Source organism: Gluconacetobacter entanii (assembly GCF_013155425.1).
GTDB lineage: Bacteria > Pseudomonadota > Alphaproteobacteria > Acetobacterales > Acetobacteraceae > Novacetimonas > Novacetimonas entanii.
In genome coordinates, this window is record NZ_JABJWD010000070.1 from 1 (window position 1) to 13,086 (window position 13,086).

The window sequence follows — 13,086 nt, forward strand, 5'->3', positions numbered from 1 at the left end:
CCCCCTGCCCCCCCGTTCAACCCCGCCACGCACATGGCCGCGGACACGCCGCCGCACATGGCACGGACATGCCACCCGTCATGTTGCAACAGACAGGCGCGGTCGCACGGCCCCACATTGTTACAAAATTATGACAGTGTCACAGGATTTCCGAAAATGGAGTCGCAACGAATGTCCGGGTGACGTCCCGGCGCACCTTTTCGGGCGCCTTTGTGGTCATTTCACAAATCCGGTGTTGCACGCGCGCAATGTCATGAAAGCTTCACATGAATTAACGCAACCGTGCAGATAGATCATCTCCTGCCTTTTCACTCAGGAGAATCCCAGGTGCCACCCAAGCTGATCCGTAGTGGTCGTATTGCCCTTGGCCTGTTCTGCTCTACCATCGCGCTGTCCGTTGCTCATTCCCAGACGGTACAGACACCGGCAGCGCAGAAGAAGTCTATCCGCACCCCCCACAAGACCAGTGCGACAACAAAGAAGGATAAAGACGGATACTCCACCGGCAATGTGGAGCAGATCATGGCGACCGCCCGGCGCACGCGTTCGGAGCAGAGCATCAACCACACCCAGTTGCAGCGTATCCTGCCGGGTATCAACCCGGTCAAGGCGCTTGAGATTCTTCCGGGCGTTGTCTTTGAAAATGCCGACCCGTGGGGCAACAACGAACAGAATTCGTCGCTGTACATCCATGGCTTCAACCAGAACCAGCTTGGCTTCACCCTTGATGGTGTCCCTCTGGGCGACCAGTCCTATGGCAACTATAACGGCCTGTCGCCACAGCGCGCGGCGCTGAGCGAGAATATCGCCTCCACCTCGGTCGCGACAGGTGCTGGCGCGCTGGGCACGGCCTCGACCTCCAACCTTGGCGGTTCGCTGGAATTCACGACGCAGGACCCGATGCACAAGGCGGGCGGCCAGATTTCGCAGACATTCGGTAGCTGGTCCACCTTCCGCACCTTTGCCCGTGTCGATACGGGTGATTTCGGCAATGGCAACTCGGCCTATTTCTCATGGGCGCGGCAGGATGCGCGGGCGTGGGATTTCGCGGGCCACCAGGGCGGCAACCAGGTCAACGCCAAGTTCGTCCACAAGGGGTCGAAGGACAAGGTCACGGCCTTCTTCGACTGGTCGGACAAGGTGGAACCGAACGAGGACGGGATTGTCGAACCCGCCGGCGGCAGCATGTATGTCCGCCCGTTCCTGTATCCGAACCTGAAGGAAGCGGTAAATTACTATAACGGGTCCGCTGCCTATACGGCGGCTGGCAACAATTACCGCAACTACTATTCCGACGCCCAGCGCGAGGATTTCCTTGCCTATGTGAAATGGACGCATGATTTCTCGTCCAACCTGCACTGGGACAACCAGATCTATTACCACCATGACATGGGCGAAGGCGTCGTCGCAGGCCCCATCAGCGCCGCCGGCCTGCCGACCCTGTTCAGCGCCTATTTCCCCAATGATTCCTCCACCCAGCTTTCGAGCGTGTTCGGCGGTTCGGGCATGGCGACGCGCACGACCGAATACTGGGACAATCGCGGCGGCATCATGTCCACCCTGCATTACAAGATGGGCCACCATAACATCGAACTTGGCGGCTGGTACGAACGCAACGACAACACGCAGGCCCGGCGCTGGTACGCATTCGACATCAACGATCCCACCAGCCCCTATGACCGGCAGCAGAACCCGCTGATCCACCAGTACACCAACCTGTTCTATACCAACACCATCACGACGCACCTGCAGGATAGCTGGCAGATCACCAAGAACTTCATGCTCAGCGCCGGGTTCAAGTCGGAACTGGTCTATACCGACGGCACCCTGCCGGTCGCGGCCCTGCCGGGATCGCTCTCGCCCTCGACCGCGCGCACCATTCCCGGCGGCAACATCAATACGGCCAAGCCCTTCCTGCCCGCGTTCGGCGCGCTGTGGAACATCACGCCGCATGAACAGTGGTTCGCGAACATCCAGGAAAACATGCGCTCCTTCCAGGATACGGGTTATGGCAACGCCAGCCCGTGGGGCATGACCAGCCAGGCCGCGTTCGAGGATTTCAAGAAGCACGGCAAGGTGGAAACCGCATGGACGTATGAAACCGGCCTGCGCACCAACCGCCATGTCCATCTCGGACCGCTGACGAACATCAGTGGACAGCTTGAATACTACCACGTGCATTATTCAAACCGCCTGCTGTCGGTCGCCTCCTCGCCCTATAACAGCAACGTATCCTACATCATCGGCAGCGCAAGCATCCTGACGAACGTGGGTTCGGTCAGCACCGACGGCATGGACTTCTCCATGACGGCGCAGTTCGGGCCGCACTTCTCCTTCTATAACGCGCTTTCGTATAACAAGTCCGTCTATAACGACAATTACGCGACCGGCACCACGATCGTGCCGACGGCGGGCAAGAATGTCGCGGGCATCCCGAACTGGACCGAAAAGTTCGTGGCCTCCACCAACTGGGGCGATTTCTACGGGCAGTTCATCGGCGACGTGATCGGCCGGCGCTATACCACCTTCACCAACGACCTGTCGGCCAAGGCCTATGCCCTGTTCAGCATCAATGCCGGATACACCATCCGCAACATCCCGCATGTGCAGGGCCTGAAGATCCAGGGCAACATCACCAACCTGACCGGCACGCGCGGGTGGTCCACGCTGAACACCACCTATGCCAGCGGCCAGTACACCGCCTATCCGATCGCACCGCGCATGTTCTTCCTGACGGTCGGGGCAAGCTTCTGATCGACGGGAAATTTAAAAAAGTTTTTGGTGAAGCTTTTTTCAAAAAGCTTCAAAGAACGCCGCCTTTTTAAAAAAAGGCGGCACCCAAAAACTTTTATCCTGATTAATATCAAGGTGATTTCAGACCACGCCTGCCCCACCATCATGGGGCAGGCGTTTTTCTGTACCGACCCTTACACCAGCACCGCATCGGCGGCGGAGCCGAAGAATTCGTAACGGATCCGTTCGCGTGGCACGCCCGCCTCCTGCAATGCCGCGACCATGTCACGCATGAAGCCATCCGGCCCGCAGATGTACCACGTCGCCCTTGCATCCACCTGCTGCTTCAGCCATTGCGGCGTCACCCGCCCTTCGTGCTGCGTCACACCGGCGGGGGCGTCCTCCCCCTTGGGCGCTTGGCGGCTGTAGAAGATATCCGCTGTCAGTTTCCCTGCCGCCGCAAGATCGCGGATATAGGCGCCAAACGCCTCCGTCGCGGGGGTGCGCGTCCCATGGATATAGCGCACCGGCACCTGCGCCCCGCTTTCCTCCAGCGCGCCAAGCATGGAGATGAACGGCGTCAGGCCCACACCCGCGCTGAGGAAGACCAGGGGCGACGCTGGCGGGCAGGCAAGGGTAAAGTCCCCCGCCGGGGCGGAAACCTGCACGATCGCGCCTTCGCGCACCGTATCATCCAGCCAGTCGGACACCACGCCACCATCAATGCGGCGCACGCTGATGCGGTAATGACCCGAATCCGGCGCGGAGGAAATGCTGTAATTGCGGCGTTCGGACCCATGGCCCGGCACGTCAAGGCGGAAGCTGAGATACTGCCCCGGCTGGTGGCGCATCACGGGCCTGCCGTCCTCGGGCACCAGTTCAAAGGAAACCACGCCTTCGGCCTGCGGCACGCGCGCACGCACGCGAAACGCCCGCCATCCGACCCAGCCACCGCGGGCGGCAGCATGCGCCTCATAGATCTGTTCCTCCCGCCCGATCAGGATTTCGGCCAGGAACCAGTACGCCTTCCCCCACGCTTCCATGATTTCGGGCGTCGCGGCATCGCCCAGCACATGGGCGATCGCACCCAGCAGGGCGTCGGCCACGTACGGGTAATGCTGCGGCAGGATGTTCAGCCCGACATGCTTTTCGGCAATGCGTTCGACCATGCCCGACAGCGCGCCGGGATTTTCGATATTGCGCGCATAGGCCAGCACCGCGAGCGCAAGCGCGCGTGGCTGTTCGCCATCGCGCTGGTGCGACAGGTTGAACAGGTCGCGGATGTCCGGGTTGGCCAGCAGGCGGCGATACATCTCGGTCGTGATGGCAAGACCGTGCGCCTCCAGCGCGGGCACGCAGGCGCTGATGATGGCGCGGGTCCTGTCATCAAGGGGGGAAGCCATGGAAGTCTCCAATAAGATGTCTGTTTCGCACATCTTTTATAATGCTGGAAAAGGATGTCAATGTTGGATACCTCACGCCCATGCGTTTAACCCTGCATACAGACTATGCCCTGAGGACACTGATCTATCTGGGGATCCATACCGACCGCCTGACCTCCATCCACGAGATTGCGCAGGCCTATGGCATTTCGGAGAATCACCTGGTCAAGATCATCCACCGGCTTGGCCGTGGCGGCTTTGTGGAGACGCTGCGTGGCCGCAGGGGGGGACTGCGCCTTGGCCGCCCGGCGGAGGAAATCCGCATTGGCGATGTCGTACGCTATACCGAGGAAGACCTCGGCCTTGTGACCTGCATGCAACCCCCGGTGGAGGGGACGCGGCCATGCCTGCTGGTGGGGGGATGTTCGCTGCGCGGCGTACTGGACGAGGCGCTGGACTCGTTCATGGGGGTGCTCGACAGCTATACGCTGGCGCAGGCGATCACGGCGCATGAACGCCGCTTCCTGGACGCTCCGCCGCCCCCGGCCGCCTGAGGGCGCGTCGCGCGGGTCAAAAGGAATGCCGCCTTTCCCATGGAAAAGGCGGCACCTGAAGGTTCCTGTTCGCGGATACCTGTTGTGTGGGAACTCAGTCCCCGGTGTTCTTCCTGCGACGGCCACGCGCGCGCGCGGGTGCTTCCGCGTCCGCCTGCGCGGCGGCAGGCGTGGCGGAGGCACTGGTGATGCTGCGTCCAAGTCCGCTCTGCTGCGCAAGGGCGGAGCGCTTGGCGGCATAGTTGGGCGCGGTCATCGGATAATGCGGCGGCAGGCCCCACTTTTCCCGGTACTGGTCCGGGGTCATGCCATAGGCACGGTCAAGGTGCCGCTTGAGCATCTTGAGCTTTTTCCCGTCCTCAAGGCAGATGATGTAGTCGGGGAAGACGGATTTCTTGATCGGCACGGCAGGCTGCTGTGGCTCCACCTTGTCCTGCCCGCCATCGGCGGTGGCGCCAAGGGCAGTGAAGACATTGCGGATCAGTTCCGGCACGCGCTCCGGCGGCAGGCTGTTATTGGCCATGTAAGCTGAAACGATATCCGTCGTCAGGGACATGATTTCAGAGTTCTGGATGAGTTTTTTATCCAATTTGCCACCATTCATACAAAAAAATCATAATAATATCACCGGCTGCATGATAATAATCCCATGCCGCCCAATACGCAATTCTCATCTCCATGCGGTATGAAGCCGCATATATATGCGGCTTCATGAAATCACCATATCATGTCATATATTACGAGGAACAGTTATACATGACGACATCCCCGTCATTATGAACCTGCCCGTCGCCATCCACCGTGACAGGTCAGGATGGCATGTCTTGTGTATTCATCGCGATGGCTATCTGGAAAGTTCCCATCTTTATTGCAGATATCCATCAGGCGCCGCGCGCCTGTACCCCGCGGCTTCCGTGCCATGCGGGGCGACACGCGCCCCCCCTTTTTCATCAACGGGTTGGCCTGGATCAGAACTTGACCTGAAACAGCGACATGATCCCCTCGAACCGTTCCGCGCTGGTGCTGGCGGTGACCTGCCCGTATTCATATTCCAGCGTCACCCTGACGATGTCGGTGGGCCACCAGTTGACGGCAAGGGCCGCGATCTTTTGGTTCCCGCCATGGACCGCCCCGGAATGCAGGTCCACCTGCGAATACCGCGCCGCGACCTCCAGCACGCCGTACCCGTTGCACGCCACATGCTGCGCACGGTCGCATGTCGGCGATGAAAACGCGGCCGACCGCCCCTTCCACGCACGCGGGCGGCCATTGAGCGTATAGGCAAGGTCGCCATACCACCCATGGAAACGCAACTGCCCGCCCGCCGTGGGCATGTGGCTGTTGACGAGGATATCGTACCCCTCCCCCTGGAACAGCAGACGCTTCCATGCCACGGCGGCCTCCACGCCGAAGGCCCCGGCACTGTCGGCATACAGCCTGCCGGTATGCAGGTATTTCGACACCGTGCCCGGATTGATCTCGGGACTGTCGGACAGTGACACGGCAGGGTCGCTGCCGCTGATGGCGGCGGGGCGAAAGGCCCATTCCCCCGAAAAGCCCAGATGCACCAGCAGCGAATGCGTGCGCACCGGCAGGCCCACCAGACGGAACGCCATGCCGCGCTGGTTGCCGTCCTGCCCCGGCCCCGCGGTCCCGGCGGTGGCAGACAAGGCGAGGTGATAGCGCCGGCCATAGGTTTCGGCCTGCACCGCCTGGCGTTCGATCCCGGCGGCAAGGTTGCGTGTCACGGTGGAAATGCTGGCGCGTTCGACAAAGATGGTGTCGCCCTGCGCCTGCATGGATTCAAGCCCGAAGCTGGGCTTGAACACCCCGGCGGTAAAGACGAAATGCTTCAGCCCGACATAGGACACCTGCCCCTCGAACAGGCGCATCGGACCGTTGGGGGCGGGGCCGAAATCCCAGATCGCGCCAATTTCCACCTGCTGGTGGATGTTCATCCGCACGCCATTGCGCAGGCGCGCGCCACGTGCGCCCGTGCCCATCGGGGTGGGCGCGGACTGTGCGAAACCGCCGACATCCAACTGGTCCGTGGCATAGGGGCGGATGGTAATGCCCGGCAGGGTCACGGTGGGGACGGCCTGCGCATGGGCCTGCGCGCAGGGCAGCAGCAGCAGGCACATCCCCGATACGATTTTCCACCGACCCGACACAGGAACCCGCACTCCCCCACACATTCCCCGACGGGCGGGTCATAACATCCCGTCATCACCGTGCGAAACGTCACGCACGACCGCAGCGCAAATGTGAGGCATGCACCTTCAGGCGGCGGCCACGGCACCCCCGCGCCGGTCACGCGCCCCGTCCTCCGCCGGGGGCAGCCACAGCGTGCAGGCCGTGCCCTCCCCCTCGCGGCTTTCGATCTGCAGGCGGCCCCCATGGCGGTCAACGATATGCTTGACGATCGCAAGGCCAAGGCCCGTGCCCTGCTGCACCTGTCCCGGCACGCGATAGAACTGCTCCGTCACACGCGGCAGGTAACGCGCGGGAATCCCGGGGCCATTGTCACGCACGCACACCACGACGCCCCCGCCGCACGGCCACGGCGCATGCGCCCCCCCGTCACGCCCCGGCGCGTTGGCCACCGTGACATCCACGCGCGCCCTGCGCCCCGCAACACCGGGGGCATAGCGGATGGCGTTGCCCACGAGGTTGAGCATCACCTGCACGATCTGGTCCGCATCGGCCATGACCGGCCCGATCCCGGGCGCAACGTCGAGCGCGCAGGTAATGTCCGCGCCCTCCAGCAGGGGGCGGGCCTCATCCATGGCGCGGGCGACGACGGGGGCGATGTCGATGCGCGTGCGTGGACGCTGGTGTTCGACCATCTGCACCCGCGACAGGTACGACAGCCGGTCCAGCAGGCGCAGCATGCGTTCGGCCTGTCCCGCCATGATGCCAAGGAAGCGCGCGCGCGCCGGCGCGTCATTGGCGGCAGGCCCGCGCAGGGTTTCGATGAACCCCGACAGCGCGGCCAGCGGCGTGCGCAGTTCATGGCTGGCATGGGCGACGAAATCGCCGCGCATGCGGTCCAGCGCATCCTGTCCCGTCCGGTCCTCCAGCAATGCGACGACAACCCCGCGCGCGCCCGGCACACTCGGCGCGATCCGGCGCAGCAGCACGCGCACGACCCGGCGCACCGGGACATCGAGTGTCACGGTCGTCTCCGCCGTGGTCGAAAGCTGTTCGAGCACCTGCTGCGTCGCGGGATGGCGCACGATCGCGCCGAGCGTGTCGCCAAACATGTCCCGCGCCGAGGTGGAGGCATGGGCAAGGTCCCCGCGCGGGCCAAAGACGATGCACGCGCCGGGCAGCAGGTCGAGCATGTGCGGCAGCGTGGCGAGTGGATCGACACGCGCCGGGTCATCACGCCGGAGCAGGCGGCCCGCCGGGCGGTCCGTGACAATGGCGGCCTGCGCGTCCTCCTCCATATCCCGTGGCGTCATGTCGGGGGGCACGTCGTCCTCCCGCCCCCGGTACCATCGCACGGCCCGCGACACCACGGCGCGCGTCAGGGCATATCCCCCACCGCCAAGCGCGACACCCGCAAGGAGGTCATGCATGGGCGCGCACCGTGCCGGGCCAGACCATCCGGGGCCGGGCGGTCATCAGGGCGTCACGTCACCGGACATGTCATCAAGGGCATAGCCACTGGCCCGGACCGTGCGGATCAGGTCCGGCAGGTCGCCTTCGTTAAGGATGCGGCGCAGGCGGCGGATATGGACATCGACCGTGCGCGATTCCACATGCACCCCGCGTTCCCAGACCGAACGCAGCAGATCCTCGCGCGAGAAGACGCGGTTGGGATTGCGCATGAAGAATTCCAGCAGGCGGTATTCCGTGGGGCCGGGCGACAGCACGCGGCCCGCGCGCGTGACCCGGTGGCTGACGGGATCAAGCACGACATCGACGAACCGCAGCACCGCCGTCGCATCGACCTGTGGCGCGGCAGTGGGGGCGCCGCCCGTGTTCAGCACGCTGCGCCGCAGCAGGGCGCGCACGCGGGCGTTGAGCGCCTCCATCCCGCAGGGTTTCGTCAGGTAGTCATCCGCCCCGGTATCAAGCGCATGCACGCTGTCGCTTTCGGCGGTGCGCGCCGTCAGCATCAGCACGGGCATGTCGCGCATGGCCCCGCCACGCGCGCGCAGCCTGCGGCACAGGTCCACCCCCGACAGGCCCGGCAGCATCCAGTCCAGCACCAGCAGGTCGGGTTGCCACGATCCCACCTGTTCGAGCGCGTCAAGCCCGTCGGCCACGGCGCGGACCTCGTATCCCGCCGCCTCCAGGTTATAGGTGACAAGGACGGACAGCGCCTCGTCATCCTCCGCCACGAGGATCTTCGCACGGGGTTCGGCGGTGGATTCGGCGGCAGGGGTGGCGGTGGACAGCGACGTCACGGCGCGTCATCCCCTCCCACGCCATTTTTTGCCAGCTCCTCCCGCACCGCGTCGTCGGGGGTGGCCGCCGTGCCGGAAAACCCGCCGCGCGGGCGCACGACCGGCAGGATGTCGCCGGTCACGGTATAGTACACACGCTCCGCGATGTTGGTGGCGTGGTCGCCGATGCGCTCCAGGTTCTTGGCGATGAACAGCAGGTGCGTGCACGGCCCGATATTGCGCGGGTCCTCCATCATGTACGTCACCAGTTCGCGGAACATCGCGGTATAGAGTTCATCGACCGCCGTGTCCGACTGCCACACCTCGTACGCCTTTTCGGGGTCGCGCTGTGTCATGGCGTCGATCGCGCGGCGCAGGTTGTCCTGCACCAGGCGCCCCATGCCGCGCAGGCCGCTGAGCGAGACGCGCGTGCCCAGCAGTTCCGTGCGCAGCGACCGCCGCGCGACCGAGGCCGCGCAGTCGCCGATGCGTTCCATGTCGCCCGTGATCTTGAGCGCGGAGACGACCTCGCGCAGGTCGCCCGCCACCGGGGAGCGCAGGGCGAGGATGCGGATGACCATCGCCTCCACATCGCGTTCGAGGACATCGACCTGCGGGTCGAGTTCCGGGGCGGCGGCGGCGGCGTTTTCGTCATGGTCCACCACGGCGGCGACCGCCTGCGATGTCTGGCGTTCCACCAGCCCGCCCATGCGAACCATCATGGCGCGCAACCGTTCAAGTTCCTGTTCGAAACTGCTGACGATATGTGTGGATTCCTGTCCCATCAGCCCCTGTCCCATTTCCGCGTCCGCCATGCGCCCGATCGGTACGGCGCATATTTCACCATGATTTCAGGGCTTACGGACCTGATGGCAGGTATATTATATCGCCTGCGCGTTTCTTCCAAGGTGGAAAGCCGGGGACGGCGCTATTGTCATATTTCTGAAACATCAACATTTTCAAACGTCTTTTGCCAAGGAAACCGCCGCCCCATGACCCGCCGCGTCCTTTTGCAGCACCATCCGGCACCGACCCGCGCCGCACCGCGCCATGTGCTGGCTGCCGTCATGGCGGTGCTTGGCGGGGCGAATGACGCCGCGTGGGCGGCCCCCGCGACGTCTGCGACGGCCCCTGCGGCCACATCCACCACAACACCTGCCGCAACGCCCGCCACCGCACCGCGCGCGGGCGCCCGGCACGCGGCCGCCACCACGCCGCACCCGAACGCCGCCATGCCCGCCCCCGCGCACGAACACATTTCCGTAACCCAGGCGCATCCCCACGGCCACCAGCCCGGCGGCGGCCTTCTGCGGGAGGAGAAGGCCCCGAAATCCGTCAGCACCATCGGCACCGACTTCATGGACAAGCAGGCCCCCTCCGCCACGGCGTTCGACATGGTCGCGATGCTGCCGGGCGCGAATGTCGCGACCTCCGACCCGCTCGGCTTCTCACCACAGACGAACATCAACGTGCGCGGCATGGGCGGGGATTCGATCGGCTACCTGCTCGAAGGGATGCCGCTCAACGACATTGCCTATTACAACGGCTATCCGGGGCAGTTCGCGGATACGGAAAATTACCAGACCGTCTCCCTCGCCCAGGGGGCGGCGGACCTTGACGCCCCCGTGCTCAACGCGGCGGGCGGCCTGATGGAAATGACGTTCCGCGACCCGGCCGAACGTGCCGGTGGCTATGCCGACGTGTCGTACGGGTCATACAACACCAACCGCGAATTCCTGCGGCTGGAGACGGGCACCATCGGGCATACCGGCATCCGGGGCTTCGTCTCCTACTCCCACGGCTATACCGACAACTGGCGCGGTCCGGGGCATGACGAACGCCAGCATATCGATTTCAAGTTCCTGCGCGACTGGGGCGATGACAACCGCGTCTCCCTCATCGGGACATGGAACACGATGGTCGCCAGCTACTACCCGCTGGTGGACAAGGCGGACTGGAAACAGTCGGGGCCGTATGGCGCGGCAAACAACCTTGCGCGCACCTTTGACCCCGATGACGCGGCGGGCGGGGCGGATTACGCGCCGCTGTACCGCCAGCCGGAGCGTATCTTCTATGTCGCCGCCCCCTCGCATTTCAACCTGACGCGCGGGCTGCGGCTGAAGATGACGCCCTATGCGCAGTGGAGCTATGGCAACGACCCGTCGGGCACGACGCTGGCGGATGCGGGGATGTATGCCGAGGGGCAGGCGACACCGCGCGGGGTTCCGGGCGTGGATGACCTGGTGCGCGCGAACTGGACGCAGAACAGCTATCGCGCCGGGGTGAACGCCACGCTGGACTGGCACATCGCCAACCATGACCTCGTGCTGGGGGCATGGTACGACTATTCCGACGACAATGAAAAACAGCCCTTTACCGCCGTCAGTGCGAACGGATATGCCCCCGACATCTGGGTGGACCGCATCAGCCGCACCATCCTGACCCCCGACGGGCGGCAGTTGCAGGCAGGCGGGTTCCATTCCATCGCACAGACCAACGCCCTGTACGTGGGCGACCGGATGACGTTCCTGCACAAACGCCTGCACCTTGAGGTCGGGTTCAAGGACGTGATGCTCGACCGGCACGGCAGCACGACCGATGCCGCGTGGAACCAGACCAATGTCGGCAGCAACACGTCCATCCCGCTGCCGCGCATGGCCATCAGCTACCAGATCACGCCGCGCCACCAGGTCTTCTTCAACACCACCACCAGTTTCCGCACGCCCGATGAATCCGCGCTGTTCACCACCTACAGCCCGATTACCGGCGCACTCGACCCCAACCGGGTGAAGAACCAGTATTCCGTGTCGGAGGAGCTGGGCTACCGCTATTCCGGGACGTGGCTGATGGGGGGGGTGACGCTGTTCAACTACGACTTCACCAACCGCGAGATCCAGACCACCATCGACGTGAACAATGCGACCGTGGCCTCCACCCTCAATGGCGGGGGGCAGACGACGCGCGGCGTGGATGTGGAGATCGGCACCCATCCGTGGCACCACTGGAGCCCGTACCTGTCGGGGGAATACCTGCATGCCACCATCGATGACGACATTTCCGTCAATGGCGACCTGTTGCGCACACGCGGGCGCACCGCCGTCAACAGCCCGACGCTGCAGGCGTCAGCGGGCATCAGCTATGACGACGGGCATTTCTTTGGCATGGCGGACGTGAAATATGTCGGCCACCAGTATGCGACCTTCATGAATGACGAACGCCTGTCGGACCATACCACCGGCAACCTTGCGTTCGGATACCGCATGGACAGCCATTATTTCCTGTCGCGGCCGGAATTGCGCATGAACTTCATCAACATCACCAACCAGCATTACCTGTCCGGTGTCGCCGCCCCCACCTTCAACGCGCGCGACACGACCGGCGTGCATGGCACCACCATCGCCGGGCAGACGCCGACCTATTACGTGGGCGGCGGCCTTGCGGTGCTGTTCACGGCCTCCACCGGGTTCTGAACGGTTAAGGGAAATGAATAAAAATTTTTGGGTGTCGCCTTTTTTTAAAAAGGCGACGTCTTCTGAAGCTTTTTGAAAAAAGCTTCACCAAAAACTTCTATTCCTTTATCAACGGTTTTCATCCTCTCTGGCCGGACACGGGCACAGCAGCAGCACGGCCACCCCGGCGGCGACAAAGGCACAGGCCGGAATGGCCAGGAACCCAACCCCGATGCCCGCGCGCGCGGCCACCGCCTGCGCATGGTCGCCCGCGACCAGCCCGTATCCCGCCAGCAGCCACGCCAGCATGCTGCCCCCACCGTCAAAGGCCAGTTTCGACGCCGTGGAGTTGAGCGCCCATGCAAGCCCCGCCGTGCGCACGCCGCTTTCGCGCGCGCCGTCCTCCACATACTGGGCCAGCAGCGCGAAGCAGGCCGGGTTGCACAGGCCAAGGCACAGGCCGAACAGGCACATCGCCGCCACCGTCACCGCCCATGACGGCGGGCACAGCCATGCCAGCGCCAGCCACATCCCGCACAGGCACGTCCCCACCCCCATCAGGCCCCGGTTGCCC

General features: G+C 64.0%; 10 protein-coding genes. 3 read left to right on the forward strand and 7 right to left on the reverse strand.

Annotation, left to right across the window (positions count from 1 at the left end; genetic code table 11):
• Window positions 1-327: 327 nt before the first annotated feature.
• Window positions 328-2,754, forward strand: coding sequence for a TonB-dependent receptor (locus HNH97_RS12510; RefSeq protein WP_171791116.1), 2,427 nt, complete (start codon window positions 328-330; stop codon window positions 2,752-2,754).
• Between the two features lie 173 nt (window positions 2,755-2,927).
• Here HNH97_RS12510 and hmpA read toward each other — a convergent pair whose 3' ends face one another.
• Window positions 2,928-4,136, reverse strand: a complete 1,209-nt coding sequence (gene hmpA, locus HNH97_RS12515) for an NO-inducible flavohemoprotein (protein WP_171791117.1) — start codon at window positions 4,134-4,136, stop codon at window positions 2,928-2,930.
• Window positions 4,137-4,216: 80 nt separating this feature from the next.
• Between hmpA and HNH97_RS12520 the strand changes: the two genes are divergently transcribed.
• Window positions 4,217-4,669, forward strand: coding sequence for an Rrf2 family transcriptional regulator (locus HNH97_RS12520; RefSeq protein ID WP_171791118.1), 453 nt, complete (start codon window positions 4,217-4,219; stop codon window positions 4,667-4,669).
• Window positions 4,670-4,763: 94 nt separating this feature from the next.
• Here HNH97_RS12520 and HNH97_RS12525 read toward each other — a convergent pair whose 3' ends face one another.
• The 5 genes from HNH97_RS12525 to phoU all read right to left on the reverse strand — a co-directional run bounded on the left by HNH97_RS12525 (window position 4,764) and on the right by phoU (window position 9,848).
• Window positions 4,764-5,225 carry a MucR family transcriptional regulator gene (locus HNH97_RS12525; RefSeq protein ID WP_233044397.1) on the reverse strand — a complete coding sequence of 154 codons (462 nt, stop codon included), beginning with the start codon at window positions 5,223-5,225 and terminating at the stop codon, window positions 4,764-4,766.
• 412 nt (window positions 5,226-5,637) lie between these two features.
• Window positions 5,638-6,810 carry an OprO/OprP family phosphate-selective porin gene (locus HNH97_RS12530; RefSeq protein ID WP_171791123.1) on the reverse strand — a complete coding sequence of 391 codons (1,173 nt, stop codon included), beginning with the start codon at window positions 6,808-6,810 and terminating at the stop codon, window positions 5,638-5,640.
• A 138-nt stretch (window positions 6,811-6,948) separates the two neighbouring features.
• Window positions 6,949-8,250: a sensor histidine kinase gene (locus HNH97_RS12535; RefSeq protein WP_171791120.1), complete on the reverse strand. Its 1,302-nt coding sequence runs from the start codon at window positions 8,248-8,250 to the stop codon at window positions 6,949-6,951.
• A gap of 45 nt (window positions 8,251-8,295) precedes the next feature.
• On the reverse strand, window positions 8,296-9,084 hold the full coding sequence (locus tag HNH97_RS12540; protein ID WP_110913941.1) for a response regulator: 789 nt from the start codon (window positions 9,082-9,084) through the stop codon (window positions 8,296-8,298).
• The gene (gene phoU / locus HNH97_RS12545; protein ID WP_110913963.1) at window positions 9,081-9,848 is read right to left on the reverse strand and encodes a phosphate signaling complex protein PhoU; all 768 of its coding nucleotides are present in this window, start codon (window positions 9,846-9,848) and stop codon (window positions 9,081-9,083) included. The genes HNH97_RS12540 and phoU overlap by 4 nt, the downstream gene beginning before the upstream one ends.
• 207 nt (window positions 9,849-10,055) lie before the next feature.
• Here phoU and HNH97_RS12550 point away from each other — a divergent pair, with 207 nt between their 5' ends.
• Complete coding sequence (locus HNH97_RS12550) at window positions 10,056-12,533, forward strand: TonB-dependent receptor (protein ID WP_171791121.1); 2,478 nt, start codon at window positions 10,056-10,058, stop codon at window positions 12,531-12,533.
• 108 nt (window positions 12,534-12,641) lie between these two features.
• On the opposite strand, the gene HNH97_RS12555 is transcribed toward HNH97_RS12550, so the two are convergent.
• Window positions 12,642-13,086, reverse strand: a 445-nt coding sequence (locus HNH97_RS12555) for an MFS transporter (protein WP_171791122.1), incomplete at its 5' end; no start/stop codon positions are given.

Coding starts and splice junctions, on each gene's coding strand:
- HNH97_RS12535 (WP_171791120.1), bottom strand. CDS start 8,250: ATGCATGACCTCCTTGCGGGTGTCGCGCTTGGCGGTGGGGGATATGCC.
- HNH97_RS12550 (WP_171791121.1), top strand. CDS start 10,056: ATGACCCGCCGCGTCCTTTTGCAGCACCATCCGGCACCGACCCGCGCC.
- hmpA (WP_171791117.1), bottom strand. CDS start 4,136: ATGGCTTCCCCCCTTGATGACAGGACCCGCGCCATCATCAGCGCCTGC.
- HNH97_RS12520 (WP_171791118.1), top strand. CDS start 4,217: ATGCGTTTAACCCTGCATACAGACTATGCCCTGAGGACACTGATCTAT.
- HNH97_RS12530 (WP_171791123.1), bottom strand. CDS start 6,810: ATGTGCCTGCTGCTGCTGCCCTGCGCGCAGGCCCATGCGCAGGCCGTC.
- HNH97_RS12525 (WP_233044397.1), bottom strand. CDS start 5,225: ATGTCCCTGACGACGGATATCGTTTCAGCTTACATGGCCAATAACAGC.
- phoU (WP_110913963.1), bottom strand. CDS start 9,848: ATGGGACAGGAATCCACACATATCGTCAGCAGTTTCGAACAGGAACTT.